This window comes from Streptomyces nigrescens, assembly GCF_027626975.1.
Lineage (GTDB): Bacteria > Actinomycetota > Actinomycetes > Streptomycetales > Streptomycetaceae > Streptomyces > Streptomyces nigrescens.
The window spans coordinates 5,592,423-5,609,624 of the sequence record NZ_CP114203.1 but is presented as its reverse complement, the minus strand read 5'-3'; the positions used below and the strand labels follow the sequence as shown (position 1 = coordinate 5,609,624).

Sequence of the window (17,202 nt, the reverse complement as noted above, 5' to 3'; positions counted from 1 at the left end):
GGTCACCCGGCAACGTGGGATACCGCCCGCAGCAACGCCTGCGGACGCGCATCCGCCGTAACATTCCGCTGCATCCCATTGGTGACATACCCGAACGCCAGCCCGCTCTCCGGATCGGCGCAGGCGAGCGCGCCCCCTCGCCCGGGGTGGCCGAACGCGCCGGGCGCCAGGAGCGGGGAGGACGGCCCGTGGAGCATGAAGCCCAGGCCGAACCGCGTAGCGACCAGGAGGGTGCGGTCGAGCCCCGCGGACTCCTCGGTCCGGGCGAGGGTGAGCGTCGCGGGCGCGAAGAGCCGGGCGCGGCCGTCCACGGGCCCGATGAGCGCGGCGTAGCAGCGGGCCAGCGAACGGGCGGTGGCGACGCCCGCCGAGGCGGGCAGCTCGGCGGCCCGGTACTCCGGTGCGTTCTCGTCGGGGGCGGGCGAGATCGCGGCGAAGGCGCGGCTGGTGAGCGAGTCGGGATCGGCGTACGCGTCGGCCACGGACTGCTTCGGTCGGACCCGGAGCCCCGACGCGGCGGGCGGCGCCGGGGGCTCGACGGCGGCGATCCGCCCGACCCGGGACTGCGCCTCCGCGGGGAGGCCGATCCACAGGTCGAGGCCGAGCGGCCCGGCTATCTCGTCGGCGACCCAGCTGCCGATGGTGCGGCCGGTGGCCCTCAGCACCAGCTCGCCGAGCAGCCAGCTGTAGGTCTGCGCGTGGTAGCCGTGGTCCGTGCCGGGTTCCCAGGCGGGTGCCTGGGCGGCGAGGGCGGCGGGGCCGCTGACCCCGTCGATGGCCTGGTCGGGGGTGAGCGGGGTGTCCAGGGCGGGGAGTCCGGCGCGGTGCGAGAGCAGATGGCGGACGAGTACGCGTTCCTTGCCGGCGGCCTTGAACTCGGGCCAGTACGTGCCGACCGGCGCATCGAGGTCGAGCTGCCCGCGCTGGTGCAGCAGCAGGGGGACGACGGCGGCGATGCCCTTGGTCGCGGAGCGGATCACCTGGGCGGTGCCGGCCTCCCAGGGCGCCGCGTCCGCCGCGTGCCTGCCGGCGTCTCCGTCCCTCGTGCCGCCCCACAGGTCCACGACCTTGCGTCCGTGCCGGTAGACGGCGACCGCCGCGCCCCGCTCACCGCGCCGCGCGAAGTTGGCCACGAAGGCGTCCCGGACCGGCTCGAAGCCGTCCTCGACCGTGCCCTGGACGTCCACCACTGATTCCCGCTTCCCATTCATCCGCCGCTGTCGTGACCCCATCCATGGTGCAACGTGCGGATCGGTGCTGATGACCAGGACCGCGGCCCGTGGCGTTCGTCACATGCGCACACTGCGGCCGGGGGCCCGGGAGGGTGTCAGCGGTGGGTCACAGCGGGACGTCGACCGACCGCGGATCGAACCCGAAGGGCAGCTCCAGCCGGTGGGTGCGCATCAGTTCCTCGTCGCACAGCAGCTGCTGGGTGGTCCCGTCGGCCACCAGCACACCGCCGGAGAGCACGACGGACCGCGGGCACAGCTCCAGCGCGTACGGCAGATCGTGGGTGACCATCAGGACGGTGACGTCCAACGACCGCAGGATGTCGGCGAGTTCGCGGCGGGAGGCGGGGTCGAGGTTGGAGGACGGTTCGTCGAGGACCAGGATCTCCGGCCGCATCGCCAGCACCGTGGCGACGGCGACCCGGCGGCGCTGCCCGAACGAGAGGTGGTGCGGCGGACGGTCCGCGAATTCCTCCATGCCGACCCGGGTGAGCGCCTCGGTGACCCGCTCGTCCAGTGCGGCGCCGCGCAGCCCCGCGGAGGCCGGCCCGAAGGCGACGTCCTCCCGGACGGTGGGCATGAACAGCTGGTCGTCGGGGTCCTGGAAGACGATGCCGACGCGGCGGCGGATCTCGGCGAGGTGCTCCCTGGCGACCGGGAGCCCGGCGACCGCGACGGTGCCGGCGCCCGCTTCGAGGATGCCGTTGAGGTGCAGTACGAGGGTGGTCTTGCCGGCGCCGTTGGGCCCGAGCAGGGCGACCCGCTCGCCCCGGCCGACGGTCAGGTCGACACCGAAGAGCGCCTGGTGGCCGTCGGGGTAGGCGTAGGCGAGCCCGGAGACGGCGAGGGAGGGGGCGGGCGTGGCGGTGCTCAAAGGGTCCATCCCAGGAGGCAGACGGCGAGCGCGGCGAGCGGGAGGGCGGCCGCGCGGGTCCATTGTGTGCGGGTGGCGGCGCTGCCGTCGACCACGGGCATGGTGCCGGTGTAGCCGCGGCTGACCATCGCGAGGTGGACGCGCTCACCGCGCTCGTAGGAGCGGATGAACAGCGCCCCGGCGGACTTGGCGAGCACGCCCCAGTGGCGGATGCCCCGCGCCTCGAAGCCGCGGGAGAGCCGGGCGATCCGCATCCGCCGCATCTCGTCGGTGATCACATCGCCGTAGCGGATCATGAAGGACGCGATCTGGACGAGCAGCGGCGGCATCCGGAGCCGCTGCAGGCCCAGCAGGAGTTCGCGCAGCTCGGTGGTGGACGCGAGCAGCACGGACGCGGCGACGCCGAGCGTGCCCTTGGCGAGGATGTTCCAGGCGCCCCACAGCCCGGACTCGCTCAGGCTCATCCCGAGGACGGCGACCCGCGGCCCCTCGGCGACGAACGGCATCAGCACGGCGAAGGCGACGAACGGCACCTCGATCAGCAGCCGCTTGAGCAGGAACCCGGCCGGGATCCGCGCGGCCGCGGCGGTGGCCGCGATCAGCAGCGCGTACAGCCCGAACGCCCAGACGGCCTCGCGTGGGGTGGAGACGACGACGAGGACGAAGCAGAAGACCGCCGCGATCTTGCAGTGCGCCGGCAGCGCGTGCACGGGCGAGTGCCCGTGCCGGTAGAGCTTGTGCGCGTGTCCCGCGCCCATCTCAGACGCTCTCCGACGGGCGTCCGGCGCCCTCGTCCGGCCGCTCCGCGGTGGCGGCGCTCCGGCGGCGCCGCACCACGACGAAGACGCCCGTGCCCACGGCCAGCGTCGCGCCGACGCCGATGACACCGGCGAGGCCGCCGGACAGCCGGGGGTCGGTGATGTCCTTGACGCCGTAGTCGGCGAGCGGGGAGTCCTTGGCGGCGTGGTCCTCGGTCTTGGCGTCGATGCCGTGGTCGTGGGCGACCTTCTCCAGGCCGTCGGGGTTGGCGGAGGCGTAGTAGCTGAGGCCGCCCGCGCACACCAGGGCGGCGGCGAGTCCGGCCAGCCAGACGCGGCGGACGGAGCGGCGCGCGGGGGCCGGGGCGGCGGGCACGGGTGCCGGGGCGGCCTCCGGGGCGGGCTCGTCGGCCGGGGCGGCGAGCGGCGAGGTCCGCAGCTCCAGCGGCTTGGTCAGCCCGCGCGCGCCGTACACGAGGTCGGGGCGCACCGCGATCACGGCACCGACCGTCAGGGCGGTGATCGCCGCCTCGCCGATCCCGATCAGCAGATGCACGCCCACCATGGCGGTGAAGACCTTGCCGATCGGCACGTCCGCGGTCCCGCCGACCGCGTACAGGGCGGTGAAGGCGACCGCGGCCGCCGGCACCGAGAGCAGCGCGGCGGCGAACGAGGCCACGGTGATCGAGCGGCGCTTGCGCGGCAGCACCTTCACCAGCCCGCGGAACAGGGCGTAGGCGACCACGGTCGTCACGATCGCCATATCGGTGATGTTCACACCCAGCGCGGTCAGCCCGCCGTCGGCGAACAGCACGCCCTGCATCAGCAGCACGACCGAGACGCACAGCACCCCGGTGTACGGGCCGACGAGTATCGCGGCCAGCGCCCCGCCCAGCAGATGCCCGCTGGTGCCCGCCGCGACCGGGAAGTTCAGCATCTGCACGGCGAAGATGAACGCCGCGACCAGCCCGGCCAGCGGCGCCGTCCGCTCGGCGGCCGCCGCACCTACCGGCCCCGCACCCGCCAGCTCACGCCGGGCGCCGCGCAGGCTGACCGCCACCGCGACCGCGGCGACCACTCCGGTCGCCGCGGACACCGGCGCATTGATGAATCCATCGGGTACGTGCATCTCGGCTTCTCCGCTTCAGGCTCTGCAACCCACCAATGGTGGTGCCTCCTGCAAATACGTTGCAAGAGCGCCCATGATGCGAAACGGCCACGGCGCTCCCGGAAGGGGGTCCCATCTGGGCACCCACCCGTGATGGCACATGCGTGCGAATGAGGGGAAACCGGCGCCGCCGGGCCACGCGACAGTGGTCTGCGTCACCCGACCGAGTTGCCGCCGCTTGCTCGTCCCGAAACGATGGGTGCGTGAGCGATGCACCCGAGGCCGTCGGGCCGCGCCCGGAGCCGAACCCCGCCAAGCCTCGTGGGCGGCTGCGCCGGATGCCGGCCCGGCCGGACCCGCCCGGCGGCTCGTATCTGCGCTTTCCGCATCTGCACGGCGGTCTGCTCTGCTTCGCCGCCGAGGACGACCTGTGGATCGCCCCGATCGCCCCGGACGGCGAGGAACCCGGCCGCGCCTGGCGGCTGACCGTGGACCGCACCCGCGTCGGCCACCCCCGCTTCTCCCCCGACGGGCAGCAGATCGCCTTCACCACCTGGCGCAGCCTCGACCCCGAGGTCCATCTCGCACCGGTCGAGGGCGGCCCGGCCCGCCGGCTGACGTACTGGGGCAGCACCGACGCCCGGGTCTGCGGCTGGACGCCCCCCGACCACGAGGGCCACTCGCACATCCTGGCGGTCTCCTCGCACGGCCAGCCGTTCTCGTACTACTCGTGGGCCTACAGCCTGCCCACCGACGGCAGCCCCGGCGGCCAGCTGCCCTGGGGGCCGGTCTCCGACATCGCGGTCGCGGACATCGCAGGGGAGCACCGCACCCTGCTGCTGAGCGGCAAACCGCCGCACGAGCCCGCCTCCTGGAAGCGCTACCGGGGCGGTGCGATGGGCCGGATGTGGCTGCACGGCACCCGGCTGCTGCCGGACCTGCACGGGCACCTCGACTCGGTGATGTTCGTCGACGGCCGGATCGCGTTCCTCTCCGACCACGAGGGCATCGCCAATGTCTACTCCTGCCTGCCCGACAGCACCGATCTGCGCCGCCACTCCGACCACGGCGACTTCTACGCCCGGCACGCCTCGACCGACGGCGAGCGGATCATCTACCAGTGCGCCGGTGAACTCTGGCTGATCGACGACCTCGCCCCGGACGCGGTCCCGCGCAAGCTGGCGGTGCGCCTGGGCGGTCCGCGGGCCGGCCGGCGCAGCTACCAGGTCCCGGCCGCCTCGCACGTCACCGCGCTCGCGGTGGACACGACCGGGCGGGCCAGCGCGGTCGGCGTACGCGGCAGCCTGTACTGGCTCACCCACCGCGACGGCCCGGCCCGGACGATCCATGACGTCCCGGGCGTACGGGTCCGGCTCCCCGAAATGCTGGGCGCCAGCGGGCGGATCGCCTATGTCACCGACGCCGAGGGCGCCGACGCGATCGAGATCACCAATCTGCCGCGGGCCAGCGCGCCGGGCGAGCCGCGCCGGCTGGCCGCCGGTGAGCTGGGCCGGGTCCACGAGATGACCGCCGCCCCGGACGGCGAACGGCTGGCGGTGGCCGCGAACGACGGCCGGCTGCTGCTGGTGGACGTGGCCCGGCCGGAGGAGGGGGCGAGCGAGGAGGAGACCGCCTCCGGCGGTGTCACCGAGCTGATCCGCTCCACCAACGGCCCGGTCCGCGACCTGGCGTTCTCCCCCGACTCCCGCTGGCTGACCTGGTCGCACCCCGGCATCGGACGGTCGCTGCGGCAGATCAAGATGGCCCGGCTGGCCGACCGGCACATCGTGGACGTCACCAACGGCCGGTTCGAGGACGAGCAGCCGGTGTTCACCCGCGACGGCCGCTATCTGGCGTTCCTGTCCTGGCGCGGCTTCGACCCGGTCTACGACGTGCACACCGGCGATCTGTCGTTCCCGCTGGGCTGCCGGCCCTATCTCGTCCCGCTGTCGTCGGCGACCCCCTCCCCCTTCGCGCTGTCCCCGGAGGGCCGGCCCGCGGCGGGCGGCCTGGACCCGGACGAGGTTCCGCCACCGGCCGGTGAGGGGCCATTGCTGGTCGAGGTCGAGGGGCTGGAGAACCGGGTCACCCCGTTCCCGGTGGCGGCGTCCAAGTACTCCTCCCTGGAGCCGGTCAGCGGCGGCGGGCTGGTCTGGCTGCGCTGGCCGATCTCCGGTGCGCTCGGCGAGACCTTCGCCAACCCGGCCGAGACCTCGGGCCGTCCCACCCTCGAACACTTCGATCTGACCAAGGCGCGGCGCACCGAACTCACCAGCTCCCTGGACGGGTTCGCGCTCAGCGGCGACGGCTCCCGGCTGGTCGTCAACGACGAGGGCGAGCTGCGCGCGGTCCCGGCGACCGAACAGCCGGACAGCGACTCCACGGTCTTCCTGGACCTGCGGCGCATCCTGCACGATGTCGATCCGGTGGCGGAGTGGCACCAGGCGTTCGAGGAGGCGGGCCGGATCACCCGGGCGTACTTCTGGGAGCCGCGGATGTGCGGCATCGACTGGGACGCGGTGCTGGCGCAGTACCGGCCGCTGCTCGACCGGGTCGCCTCCCCCGACGAGTTCGCCGATCTGCTGCGCGAGGTGATGGGCGAACTGGGCACCTCGCACGCCTATGTCTCCGGCGCCCGGCGCAACGAGGGGCCGCCGCACTACCAGCGCGCCATGGGCCTGCTCGGCGCCAACCTCGTGTGCCGGGACGGCCGTTGGGTGGTCACGCGGATCCTGCCCGGTGAGTCCTCGGACTCCAAGGCCCGCTCCCCGCTGGCCGGTACGGGCATCCGCGAGGGCGCGGCGCTCACCCATGTCGACGGCCGCCCGGTGGACCCGGTGGCCGGCCCGTATCCGCTGCTGGCCGCGGCCGGCGGCACCACCGTGGAGCTCAGCTTCTCCCCGCCGGAGGACGAGGGCCCGGCCCGCCGGGTCGCGGTGGTCCCGCTGATCGACGAGCGGCCGCTGCGCTACCAGGACTGGGTGGCCAAACGCCGGGCGGTGGTACGGGAGTTGAGCAGCGGCCGGTGCGGCTATCTGCACATCCCCGACATGGGCGGCTCCGGCTGGGCGCAGTTCAACCGCGATCTGCGGATGGAGGTCTCCCGGCCCGCCCTGATCGTGGACGTACGGGGCAACGCGGGCGGCAACATCTCCGAGCTGGTGATCGAGAAGCTGACCCGCACCATCATGGGCTGGGACCTGACCCGTGACGCCGAGCCCGTCTCGTACACCAGCAACGCGCCGCGCGGCCCGGTCGTGGCGGTCGCCGACGAGATGACCTCGTCCGACGGCGACATGATCACCGCGGCCTTCAAGCTCCAGGGCCTCGGCCCGGTGGTCGGCATGCGCACCTGGGGCGGAGTGGTCGGGATGACCGGCCGGCACCGGCTCGCCGACGGCACCGCGATCACCGTCCCGATGAACGCCGCGTGGTTCCGGCTCTACGGCTGGGGCGTGGAGAACCACGGCGTCGAGGTCGACATCGAGGCGCTGCGCTCCCCGCTGCACTGGGCCGAGGGCCGGCATCCCCAGCTGGGCGTCGCGATCCGTACGGCGCTGGAGCTGCTGGAGCGGCATCCGGCGGCGATGCCTCCGGATCTGTCGGACGTGCCGGACCTGCGGCGGCCCCCGTTGCCGCCGCGCAGCGGAGGCACGGCCGAGGCGGCCGGCGCCTGACGCCTGCGGGCCCGGGCCGCCTCACCCCGGGCCGATCAGGAACTTCTGGTCGTCCTTCCCCGTGCAGGGCCGGGCGAGGGCGGTGGCGCCGGGCTCGTCGCCGCCGAGGGTGACGCACCGCTCGGCGCCCTCTCCGCTCAGCCGCAGCCGGTACGCCGTCCCGCCGGCGCCCGTCCGCCCACCGGCCGGTTCCACCCGGAACAGCTGGGCAGGACCGCCCGCCCTGCAGTCGTCCCACGGCTCCAGCAGCCCCTCCAGACCGGACTCGCGCAGCAGGACCAGACAGCCCTTGCCGTGGTCACGATGGGTCCACTGGATGCGGTGGCGCCCCGCCCCGGCCGCCGTCAGATGCGTCTGCGGCGGCACGGCCTCCGCGCAGGGCCGCTGCATGGCGACCGTGCGGTACCGGCGCTCCCGCAGCACCCGCCCGTCCGTCAGGCACAGGCCCGGGGTCCTCAGCGGGCGGATGCGGACCTCGCCCGTGGGCAGCGACGCCTTCGCCGCGGCCTCGGGCGGGGCGGCGGCGTCCCCGGTCATCAGCGGTATGCCGACGGCGAGCAGCAGCGCCACCAGCGCGGCGGCGCCGCTCAGCAGCACCCGCCGGCTGCGGTACGGGCTCCGGCGCGCGGCGTCCGGTACGGCAGCGCCACCGGCCGACTCCCCGCCATCCGGCCGCGCGCCGACGTCCGGCGGCTCCCCGGCATCCGACGACTCCCCGGCACCCGCCGCCGCCCGCTCCTCGATGCCCTGCCGCGCCGCGAGCCACGCGCCGACCTCGTCCTCCGCGCAGCCGCAGGCCCGGAGGAAGACGGCGAGGAGTTCGGCCCGCGGCAGGGTCCGTCTGCGCAGGACGTCGGCGAGGGTACTGCGGGCCAGCACCTCGCCCCGTTCCGCCGCCCGTTGTTCGAGCTGACGGTACGTCAATCCTGACCGTTCCTTGAGCTGTTGCATCAGCTCGACGAGTGCGACCGCGTCACCGGCCGCGGCCGGACATAAGCCGCCGGATCCCCCCGTGCTTCTCATGCGGGCCATTGAACCGCCGCCGGGCCGTGGCCACAACACCGTGCCCGTCACCCCGGACAGCGCCCTTCACCCCTCCGGACAACGCCGCCGCGCCCCGTCCGACCTGCCCGGACGTCCCCCGTCTGTCCGGGCCGGCCGATTCCCCTTGCCGGACAGCCGCGGCCCCAGCAGGGTCTTGTCCTGCCCGGCCGGCACCGCACCGCACACCAACGAGCCACCACACAACGGGAGATACTCCGATGGGAATCCGTCACCGGATCGTTCCGCTCGCCGCCGCACTGGCGCTCACCGGCGGCCTCGCCGCCACCGAAGCCGCCCCCGCGCTCGCCGCCCACCCGGCGTCCGGACCGTCCGCCCGGCCGGCCGCCGCGGGCGGTACGTACCTCTACTTCAACAAGAACCAGAGCAACCCGAGCAACTCGCGGCTCTACCTGATGAAGAGCATCCCGAACGCCAAGGACAAGGTGCTCGCCAAGTACCGCGCGGGCTCCGGCAACGGCGGCCGCAACGCCAAGAACGAGTGCGCGAGCATGCAGGGCTGGCTGCCCAACGGCAGCTACCGGGTGCTGGACCACACCAAGCGCCACAACGGCGGGTCCCGGGGCATCAACGGCTATGCGATCCACGTCCAGGACAAGGTCTGCAAGAACGGCAGGACCAAGCGCACCGAGCTGTTCGTGCACAGCGAGATGAACGTCAACGGCACACAGGGTGCCCACAAGCCCGGCCGGGACAACCCCTACCGCTGGGACGGCGTCCGGGACTACTACTCACTGGGCTGCATCAAGCTGACCCCGGCCCACATCATGAACCTCTTCGTCAAGGCCGGGCACTACGGCTGGCCGAAGGCGCTCAAGGTCGTCAGCTGACCGACGGCCTCAAATGATTTTGTAGCCAAGGGGGTTGGGGGGAAGTCGTGGGGCGCACCCGGGAGGCCGGGTGCGCCCCTCACGCACGCCGCGGCCCGGACATCACCGCCGCACCCCCTCCGGCCTGCCCGGACAGCCGGATTCCGGTCCGAGACGGGCCATCACTTCCCGGTAATAGAACCATTACATCGGGGTCGTACCGTTCCCGCCCGGGGCAGCCGCTGCACGCCCCGCCAACACACCCCACCTCAACGGAGATACACCGATGGGAATCCGTCGACGGATCCTTCCGCTGGCCGCCGCGCTCGCGCTGACCGGCGGACTGGCCGCCACCGAAGCCGCCCCCGCACTGGCCGCCCAGCCGGCGTCCGGGCAGACCACCAAAACGGCCGCGGCCGACGGTACGTACCTCTACTTCAACAAGAACCAGAGCAACCCGGGCAACTCGCGGCTCTACCTGATGAAGAGCATCCCGAACGCCAAGGACAAGGTGCTCGCCAAGTACCGCGCGGGCTCCGGCAACGGCGGCCGCAACGCCAAGGACGAGTGCGCCAGTTCGCAGGGCTGGCTGCCGAACGGCACCTATCAGGTGCTGGCCCACGACGCGCACTACAACGGCGGGGACCAAGGGATCAACGGGAAGGTGATACACGTCCAGGACAAGGTGTGCGAGAACGGCCGGACCACCCGCGCCGAGCTGTTCGTGCACAGCGAGATGTGGCCCGAGGGAAGCCAGGCGGACTCCCAGCCCGGCAAGGACAACCCCTACCGCTGGGACGGCGACGATGACTACCGCTCGCTGGGCTGCATCAAGCTGAGCCCGGCCCACATCACGAACCTCTTCGCCAAGGCGGAGCAGTACGGCTGGCCGACGGAGCTCAAGGTCGTCAGCTGACATGCGGTGGGGCGCACCCGGTCGACCGGGTGCGCCCCTTCACGCATGGCGCGTACGCCGCCGCGCGTGGTGTTCAGGACGAGCCATGTCAGCTCTGGAAGCGGCCCTCGGCGGCGTCCATCGCGTCCTGGGCCGGCCGGCGGGGCTGCTGGCCACGGTCACGGGGCTGCTGCCCACGGTCCTGGCCGCCCTGACGACGGTCGCTCTCACGGTCCTGGCGCTGACCGCCACGCTCCTGGTCCTGGCGCTGACCGCGCTCGTGACCCTGCTCGCGAGCGTCGCCCGAGGCCTTGTGCGCCTGGTCCTTGAGCTCGTTGGCCTTGTCCTGGAACTGGTCCTTGATGCCCATGCTGTTCACTCCTAGTGGGGTGTAGGGGGGTTGGGCCCCGTTCAGCGTGACACGCCCGGACATTGCTCGCATTTCGATCACGGATGACTACGCTCCGTGAGAATCAGCAGGTGCTCGGCGGGCGCTCACCGGTCCGCCCGCTCCTTCTCGTCGGCCTCGCCGCCGGCGCCCACCAGACCGACCCGCCGCCCCTCCAGCCGGTCTCCGAAGCGCCGCATCTCCCGCCCGCCCGCCGCCCCGACGAGCGCCGGCAGATATCCGCGGACCGACTGCATCCCGCGCAGCCACCACTGCCCGTAGACATGTGCGGAGCGGCGCTCGATGCCCGCGACGATCCGGTCGACGGCCGGGCCCAGCGGATAGGTCTTGTTCGACGGCCAGGGCAGCCGGGAGCGCAGCTCGCGCATGATGTCGTCCTGGTCGGCGCCCCGCACCATGTCGGTGTCCGTCCAGCTCAGATAGCCGACGCCGACCCGTACGCCCTTGTGACCCACCTCGGCACGCAGACTGTGCGCGAACGCCTCGACGCCCGACTTGGACGCGCAGTACGCGGTCATCATCGGCGCCGGGGAGATCGCCGCCAGCGAGGCGATCTGCAGGAAGTAGCCACGGGATTCCATGAGGACGGGCAGGAAGGCGCGACCGGTGACCGCGCCGCCGATGAGGTTGACCTCGATGACCCGCTTCCAGGCGACCGGGTCGGAGTCGACGAACGGGCCGCCGGTCGCCACCCCGGCGTTGGCGACGACCACATCGACCTTCCCGAAGCGGTCCTTGACCTCGCCCGCCACCCGGGCCATCGCCTCGTGGTCGGTGACATCGGCGTGCCAGTGGTGCGCCGGGCCGTGCAGCGCGGCCGCGACCCCGCGCAGCTCGTCCGGCTCCAGCCCGACCAGCGCCAGCGACGCACCGCGCGCCGACAGCTTGCGGGCCAGCAGCGCACCGACCCCGCGCGCCGCGCCGGTCACCACGACGACCTGCCCCTGCAGACTCCTGCTCGCCCTCATGCCGTCTTCTCCCTCTTCTGCCGCGTGCCGCTTGGCACTTCGGCGGTGGCGGCCGGTCCGCTGCCGGTGCCGTGCAGATGGTCCTGTACGAGCGCGCGCAGCCGGCCGGAGACCGCGCCGGGGTCCTCGATCGGCGTCATGTGGCCCAGGCCCGGCAGCTCGGTCAGCCCGCGGAAGTCGGGGAGGACGGAGGCCAGCCGGCGGGCGTGCACCAGCGGGGTGAGCCGGTCGGCGGTGCCCGCGAGGACCGCGGTCGGCAGCTCCAGCCTGCTGACGCCACCGGTGAGTTCGAGGCCGGCCAGCACCGTGCCCCAGCGGGCCCGTACCCCGGCCGGGCAGGCGTGCACGATGCGCGCACAGGCCTCGATCTGCTCGGCGGTGGCACCGGGGCCCATGGTGGCGTACTTCAGTGCGCGTTTGGCGAGCGGCGATACGGGGCCGAGCGGGGCCCGCGAGCGCAGCAGCAGCCGGTGGGCGCGCCGCCTGCCCTGCGGGCTGCGCAGCGGGAACACCCGTGATTCGGCGGGCAGATCGGCGCTGCCGGTGCTGCACAGCAGCGCTGCCGCGGCCCGTTCACGCAGCTGCGGCCGCTCGGCGGCGGCCATGATCGTCATGCCGCCCATGGAGTGGCCGCCCACCACGGCGCGTTCGCCCGCCTCCAGGGTCGCCTCCAGTACGGCGACCAGGTCGTCGGCGAGCGCATGGGTGCTGTGGCCCGCCGGACCGGCGGCGGGGCTGCGGCCGTGGCCGCGCTGGTCGTAGACGACGACCTTGTGGTCGGTGGCCAGCTCGCGGACGACCGGGGCCCAGAAGGCGGTCGAGCAGGTCCAGCCGTGCGCCAGGACGACGGCCGGGGCGGACTCGGGGCCGTGGACCTCGGTGTACAGCCGCGCGCCGTCGGCCGAGGTGGCGGTCAGCGTCGTCCGCGGTACCGGCGGGGCGTACGGACCGCTGGTGACATGTGCGGGCCGGCGGCTCATGCGGCCACCTCCGCGCGCTCGCCGGTGCTCCGGCCCGCGGACCTGGTGCCCGGTGGCCGCAGCACCTCGTACTCCGCGAGGTCGACCTGCCGGGTGACCTTCTTGAACTCCGAGGTCGTGCCCGGCCAGACGGTGGTGTTGCGGCCGTTGGCGTCCAGATACCAGCTGTCGCAGCCGCCGGTGTTCCACACCGTGCGGGTCATCCGCTGCTGGACCCTGCGGTTCCAGTCCTGTACGGCGGACGGCCGGGCGTCGAGCGCGATCTTCCCGCCGAGGACGTCCAGCTGGCGCATGAAGTCGGCCAGGTAGTTCAGCTGCGCCTCGATCATCAGGATCATCGAGCTGTTCCCGAGGCCGGTGTTGGGCCCGATGACGGTGAGGAAGTTGGGGAAGCCGGCCGCGCTGGCGCCGCGCAGCGCCTCCATGCCGTCCTTCCACTCCTCGGCCAGCGTCGTCCCGTTGGCGCCCGTGACCCGCTGCGCGATCGGCATGTCGGTCACATGGAATCCGGTGCCGAAGACGATCGCATCGGCCTCCACCTCGCTCCCGTCGGACCCGACGAGGGTGCTGCCGCGGACCTCCGTGAGCCCCGCGGCGACCAGGTCCACATTCGGCTGCGCCAGGGCCGGGTAGTACGTGTTGGAGAGCAGGATCCGCTTGCAGCCGATGCGGTAGTCGGGCGTCAGCGCGGCCCGCAGCCCCGGGTCCTTGATGGCCTTCTTCATATGGTTGCGAGCCAGGAACTCGATCAGGCCCAGCTCGTTGGGGCGCTTGGTGAAGGCGCTGACCTGCATCTCCCTGAGGCCCCACAGCAGCCCGCGGCGCACGGCCCGGGTCGCCGGGAGCTTGCTGTGCAGCCATTTCTCGGCCGCGCTGATCTTGCGGTCGGCGCGCGGCAGCACCCAGGGCGGGGTGCGCTGGAAGAGCGTGAGGCGCTCCACGTCCGGCTGGATGGCCGGCACGATCTGGATCGCCGAGGCGCCCGTACCGATCATGGCGACGCGCTTGCCGCGCAGGTCGTAGTCGTGGTCCCAGCGGGCGGAGTGCGAGACCTTGCCGGGGAAGGTGTCCAGCCCGGGGATGTCGGGGACCTTGGGGTCCGACAGCGGGCCGGTCGCCGACACCACCACATCCGCGGTCAGCGGCCCGCTCGCGGTCTCCACCTCCCAGTGCAGCGCCTCCCCGTTCCACCGCAGGCTGCGCACCTCCGAGTTGAAGCGGAGGTGCGGGCGCAGCCCGAAGGTGTCGGTGACCCGCTCCAGGTAGGCGCGGATGTGCGGCTGCCCGGAGAAGTTCCGCGGCCACTCCGGGTTGGGCGCGAAGGAGAAGGAGTACAGGTGCGAGGGCACATCGCACGCACACCCCGGATAGCTGTTGTCCCGCCAGGTGCCACCCACCGCGTCGGCCCGCTCCAGGATCACGAAGTCGGTGATCCCCTGGCGCCGCAGCCGGACCGCCGCCCCCAGGCCACCGAAACCCGATCCGATCACCGCAACCCGCACATGCCTGCGCTCGCGCCCGTCCATCCCGCCGCCTCCCGAGTTCGACGTTCTTACCTGCCATCTTCGGTGCCATGACCTTCGGCGTCACAGCCGCCCGCCCAACTGCGCCAGCAATCACTGGCGCAATTGGAGAGTAGGGCAGCCACGTACCGAGCGGTAGGGGTCGGACGACAGGAGTTACCCCCGGTCGTACCCCGGCCCCGCGTCATACCCCCGGCATAGGCTGAACCCGTGGCAGCGAACGAGAACACCCCCGACGAGCGGACGGAGCCCGCGGACCACCGCCCCGCACGCGAATTCCGCATGGCCGACCTGGCCGAGGAAGCCGGCATCACGGTCCGTACGCTGCGCTTCTACCGCGAGCGCAAGCTCATCCCGCCACCGCGCCGCGAGGGCCGGATCGCCTGGTACAACGAGCACCATCTCGCCCGGCTGCGCACCATCGGCGCCCTCCTGGAGCGCGGCCACACCCTCGGCGGCATCGCCGAACTCCTCTCGGCCTTCGACACCGGCCGCGACGTGGGGGAACTCCTCGGCCTGGAGAACACCCTGGTCCCGCCCTGGTCCGAGGAGACGCCGGTCCGCCTCACCCCCGAGGAGCTCGCCGACCACTTCAGCGAGGACATCACCGCCGAGAACCTGAGTACGTCCCTGGACATCGGCTATCTCGCCGTCGACGGCGACGAGTTCGTGCACATCAGCCGCCGCCTCCTGGACGCCTCCACCGAACTCGTCAACCAGGGCATCCCGCTGGCCGCCGTCCTGGAGGCCGGCCGCCAGGTACGCGCCCACGCCGACGCCCTCGCCGACGTCTTCACCACCCTCATCCGCACCCACCTCCTGTCCGACGTCCTCGCCCGCATCTCCGCGTGCGAGGACGTCGGCCCCCACGAGGTCGACCACCTCACCGAGACCATCGAGAAACTCCGCCCCCTCTCCAAGGGCGTGGTCGAGGCCGAGCTCTCCATGGCCATGGACCGCCGCGTCCGGGCAGAGGTGGCGAAGTGGCTGACCGAGGAGGGCCGGGAGGGCACCTGACCGCGGACCGCCATCGCCGGGCGGAGGCGGCTCAGCAGCGCCGCGGCCGGTACCGCGCCGCGTGGTCACGCAGCCGCTGCCGGGCGAGGTCCCGGTCGGCCGGCGTCTCCTCGGACAGGACGAGCTGCTCGGCATAGATGCGCACCAGCTCGGTGCGCACGTAGTGCCCCTGCGCCTGCTCCTCGACAAGGTGCGCGTCACACAGTTCGGCGAGGTGGCGGCGGGTGCGTTCGAGCTCGCGGCCGGTCAGGGCCACGGCGGCGTGGACATCCACGTCCGGGCCGGGGTGGAGTCCGAGGAGGCGGAACAGCCGGGCGGCCCCGCTCGACAGCGCCCGATAGCTGAGGTAGAGGCTCGCCTCCACGGCCAGGTCGGCGTCGTGTGCGGACAACTCCTGCAGCCGGCGCCGCTCATCGGCCAGCTTCCCCGTCCAGCACCTCAGTGACCAGTCGGGGTGCGCCATCAGCCGGGCCGCGGCGATCCGCAGCGCCAGCGGCAGCCTGTCGCACCGTTCGACGAGCTCCCGGGCGGCGGCCGGGTCCGCGGCGAGGCGCGGCCGGCCCAGCACATTGCCGAGCAGCTCCAGGGCGTCCTCCGCGGCGAACGGCCCCACCGTGACCAGGGCCGCCCCGTCGCGCACCACCAGTCCGCTCAGCCGCCGCCGGCTGGTCACCACGGCCAGACAGCCGGGTGTCGCGGGCAGCAGCGGGCGCGCCTGTTCGGCCGTGCCGGCGTTGTCCAGCAGGACGAGCATCCGCCGCCCGGCGAGCAGCGAACGGTAGAGCGCCGAGCGCTCCGTCAGCGGGTCGGGGATCTTCGCCTCCGGCACCCCCAGGGCCCGCAGGAACATCCCCAGCACGGTGTCCGGCCGCATCGGGGGACGCTCGAATCCCCGCAGGTCGGCGAAGAGCTGCCCGTCGGGGAACTCGGCCTTGTGGCGGTGCGCCCAGTGCACCGCCAGCGTGGTCTTGCCGGCGCCGCCCCCGCCCGCGAGCACCACACAGTCCGGTCCCGGAAGCCGGTCCAGCTTCTGGTCCATCGCGACGATCTCCCGCGTCCGACCGCAGAAGTCGGCTATACGGGGCGGGAGTTGGGCGACGGACGGAGGCGGGACCGGCGGGCGGTCGGAGCCGTACAGCGCGGTGGGGACGGGGCCGGGGCCGGTACGCGGACCGGGTCCGGCCTGCGGGCGGTCGGAGCCGGGCGGGGCGGCCGCGGACTTCCCGCCGAGCACCGCCAGATAGGTCGCGCTGAGTGCCGGGCCGGGATCGATACCCAGCTGGTCCTCCAGATGCAGTCGGGTGCGGTGATAGTGCTCCAGGGCCTCGGCCTGTCTGCCGCTCGCCTGCAGCGCGCGCATCAGCAGCGCGGTCAGCTCCTCGTGCAGGGGATGCTCGGCGAGCCAGGCGGTCAGCTCCGTGATCAACTCCCCGTAGCGGCCGAGCATCAGCAGCCTGGAGCCGAGCTCCTGCAACGCCGCCACCCTCGCCTGGGTCAGGCCGACGCCCAGCGTCCGCCGCACCCGCTCACCGGGCACATCCGCCAGCGCCTCACCCCGCCACAGCCCGAGCGCCTGGCGCAGCTTGGCGACGGCCGTCCGCGGCTCGTCCTCATGAGCACCGGACACCAGGTACCGGAACCGGTTGACGTCCACCGCGCACGGATCGGCGAGCAGCACGTACCCCTGGCCGCGGGTGGCGATTTCGGCCTGGCCGACCAACAGCTGCCGCAGGCGGTGCACATGGTTGTGGACCACGCCCCTCGCTCTGGCCGGCGGGTCCGCGTCCCAGGCCAGGTCGATCATTCTGCGCACCGTGATCACCTGATTGACCTCGCTGATCAGAATCGCGGCCACGGTGCGCAATCGCCCCGTTCCCAAACTCAGAAGTCGCC

14 protein-coding genes are annotated in these 17,202 nt (G+C 73.0%); 4 read left to right on the top strand and 10 right to left on the bottom strand.

Annotation, left to right across the window (positions count from 1 at the left end; genetic code table 11):
* Nucleotides 1-2 precede the first annotated feature (2 nt).
* The 4 genes from STRNI_RS25140 to STRNI_RS25125 form a co-directional block, all read right to left on the bottom strand.
* Nucleotides 3-1,211, bottom strand: a complete 1,209-nt coding sequence (locus STRNI_RS25140) for a serine hydrolase domain-containing protein (RefSeq protein WP_277412049.1) — start codon at nucleotides 1,209-1,211, stop codon at nucleotides 3-5.
* A 127-nt stretch (nucleotides 1,212-1,338) separates the two neighbouring features.
* Nucleotides 1,339-2,112, bottom strand: a complete 774-nt coding sequence (locus tag STRNI_RS25135) for an energy-coupling factor ABC transporter ATP-binding protein (protein WP_037742332.1) — start codon at nucleotides 2,110-2,112, stop codon at nucleotides 1,339-1,341.
* On the bottom strand, nucleotides 2,100-2,861 hold the full coding sequence (gene cbiQ / locus STRNI_RS25130; protein WP_109890329.1) for a cobalt ECF transporter T component CbiQ: 762 nt from the start codon (nucleotides 2,859-2,861) through the stop codon (nucleotides 2,100-2,102). Before cbiQ ends, STRNI_RS25135 begins: the two co-directional genes overlap by 13 nt.
* Before the next feature lies 1 nt (nucleotide 2,862).
* On the bottom strand, nucleotides 2,863-3,990 hold the full coding sequence (locus STRNI_RS25125) for an energy-coupling factor ABC transporter permease (RefSeq protein WP_018091110.1): 1,128 nt from the start codon (nucleotides 3,988-3,990) through the stop codon (nucleotides 2,863-2,865).
* A gap of 317 nt (nucleotides 3,991-4,307) precedes the next feature.
* Here STRNI_RS25125 and STRNI_RS25120 point away from each other — a divergent pair, with 317 nt between their 5' ends.
* Complete coding sequence (locus tag STRNI_RS25120; protein ID WP_277413320.1) at nucleotides 4,308-7,646, top strand: S41 family peptidase; 3,339 nt, start codon at nucleotides 4,308-4,310, stop codon at nucleotides 7,644-7,646.
* A gap of 21 nt (nucleotides 7,647-7,667) precedes the next feature.
* Here the strand turns inward: STRNI_RS25120 and STRNI_RS25115 are convergent, their stop codons facing one another.
* The gene (locus STRNI_RS25115; RefSeq protein ID WP_277412048.1) at nucleotides 7,668-8,669 is read right to left on the bottom strand and encodes a helix-turn-helix domain-containing protein; all 1,002 of its coding nucleotides are present in this window, start codon (nucleotides 8,667-8,669) and stop codon (nucleotides 7,668-7,670) included.
* Between the two features lie 239 nt (nucleotides 8,670-8,908).
* On the opposite strand from STRNI_RS25115, the gene STRNI_RS25110 reads away from it, so the two are divergent.
* On the top strand, nucleotides 8,909-9,538 hold the full coding sequence (locus STRNI_RS25110; RefSeq protein WP_277412047.1) for a hypothetical protein: 630 nt from the start codon (nucleotides 8,909-8,911) through the stop codon (nucleotides 9,536-9,538).
* Nucleotides 9,539-9,803: 265 nt separating this feature from the next.
* On the top strand, nucleotides 9,804-10,433 hold the full coding sequence (locus tag STRNI_RS25105) for a hypothetical protein (protein WP_277412046.1): 630 nt from the start codon (nucleotides 9,804-9,806) through the stop codon (nucleotides 10,431-10,433).
* Nucleotides 10,434-10,521: 88 nt separating this feature from the next.
* Here STRNI_RS25105 and STRNI_RS25100 read toward each other — a convergent pair whose 3' ends face one another.
* The 4 genes from STRNI_RS25100 to STRNI_RS25085 form a co-directional block, all read right to left on the bottom strand.
* Nucleotides 10,522-10,782: a hypothetical protein gene (locus tag STRNI_RS25100; protein WP_078518699.1), complete on the bottom strand. Its 261-nt coding sequence runs from the start codon at nucleotides 10,780-10,782 to the stop codon at nucleotides 10,522-10,524.
* 125 nt (nucleotides 10,783-10,907) lie between these two features.
* Entirely contained in the window at nucleotides 10,908-11,789 is an 882-nt protein-coding gene (locus tag STRNI_RS25095; protein ID WP_018091115.1) for an SDR family oxidoreductase, read from the bottom strand.
* The gene (locus STRNI_RS25090; RefSeq protein WP_266445652.1) at nucleotides 11,786-12,769 is read right to left on the bottom strand and encodes an alpha/beta fold hydrolase; all 984 of its coding nucleotides are present in this window, start codon (nucleotides 12,767-12,769) and stop codon (nucleotides 11,786-11,788) included. The genes STRNI_RS25095 and STRNI_RS25090 overlap by 4 nt, the downstream gene beginning before the upstream one ends.
* Nucleotides 12,766-14,295, bottom strand: coding sequence for a flavin-containing monooxygenase (locus STRNI_RS25085; RefSeq protein WP_277412045.1), 1,530 nt, complete (start codon nucleotides 14,293-14,295; stop codon nucleotides 12,766-12,768). Before STRNI_RS25085 ends, STRNI_RS25090 begins: the two co-directional genes overlap by 4 nt.
* 207 nt (nucleotides 14,296-14,502) lie before the next feature.
* Here STRNI_RS25085 and STRNI_RS25080 point away from each other — a divergent pair, with 207 nt between their 5' ends.
* The gene (locus tag STRNI_RS25080; protein WP_274736202.1) at nucleotides 14,503-15,309 is read left to right on the top strand and encodes a MerR family transcriptional regulator; all 807 of its coding nucleotides are present in this window, start codon (nucleotides 14,503-14,505) and stop codon (nucleotides 15,307-15,309) included.
* Nucleotides 15,310-15,340: 31 nt separating this feature from the next.
* On the opposite strand, the gene STRNI_RS25075 is transcribed toward STRNI_RS25080, so the two are convergent.
* Entirely contained in the window at nucleotides 15,341-17,164 is a 1,824-nt protein-coding gene (locus STRNI_RS25075) for an AfsR/SARP family transcriptional regulator (RefSeq protein WP_229838344.1), read from the bottom strand.
* Nucleotides 17,165-17,202 lie beyond the last annotated feature (38 nt).

Excerpts from the sequence above, each read along its gene's own strand:
- STRNI_RS25120 (WP_277413320.1), top strand. The coding sequence starts at position 4,308 with ATGCCGGCCCGGCCGGACCCGCCCGGCGGCTCGTATCTGCGCTTTCCG.
- STRNI_RS25100 (WP_078518699.1), bottom strand. The coding sequence starts at position 10,782 with ATGGGCATCAAGGACCAGTTCCAGGACAAGGCCAACGAGCTCAAGGAC.
- STRNI_RS25135 (WP_037742332.1), bottom strand. The coding sequence starts at position 2,112 with ATGGACCCTTTGAGCACCGCCACGCCCGCCCCCTCCCTCGCCGTCTCC.
- STRNI_RS25095 (WP_018091115.1), bottom strand. The coding sequence starts at position 11,789 with ATGAGGGCGAGCAGGAGTCTGCAGGGGCAGGTCGTCGTGGTGACCGGC.
- STRNI_RS25140 (WP_277412049.1), bottom strand. The coding sequence starts at position 1,211 with ATGAATGGGAAGCGGGAATCAGTGGTGGACGTCCAGGGCACGGTCGAG.
- STRNI_RS25085 (WP_277412045.1), bottom strand. The coding sequence starts at position 14,295 with ATGGACGGGCGCGAGCGCAGGCATGTGCGGGTTGCGGTGATCGGATCG.
- STRNI_RS25105 (WP_277412046.1), top strand. The coding sequence starts at position 9,804 with ATGGGAATCCGTCGACGGATCCTTCCGCTGGCCGCCGCGCTCGCGCTG.
- STRNI_RS25125 (WP_018091110.1), bottom strand. The coding sequence starts at position 3,990 with ATGCACGTACCCGATGGATTCATCAATGCGCCGGTGTCCGCGGCGACC.
- STRNI_RS25115 (WP_277412048.1), bottom strand. The coding sequence starts at position 8,669 with ATGAGAAGCACGGGGGGATCCGGCGGCTTATGTCCGGCCGCGGCCGGT.
- STRNI_RS25110 (WP_277412047.1), top strand. The coding sequence starts at position 8,909 with ATGGGAATCCGTCACCGGATCGTTCCGCTCGCCGCCGCACTGGCGCTC.
- STRNI_RS25090 (WP_266445652.1), bottom strand. The coding sequence starts at position 12,769 with ATGAGCCGCCGGCCCGCACATGTCACCAGCGGTCCGTACGCCCCGCCG.
- cbiQ (WP_109890329.1), bottom strand. The coding sequence starts at position 2,861 with ATGGGCGCGGGACACGCGCACAAGCTCTACCGGCACGGGCACTCGCCC.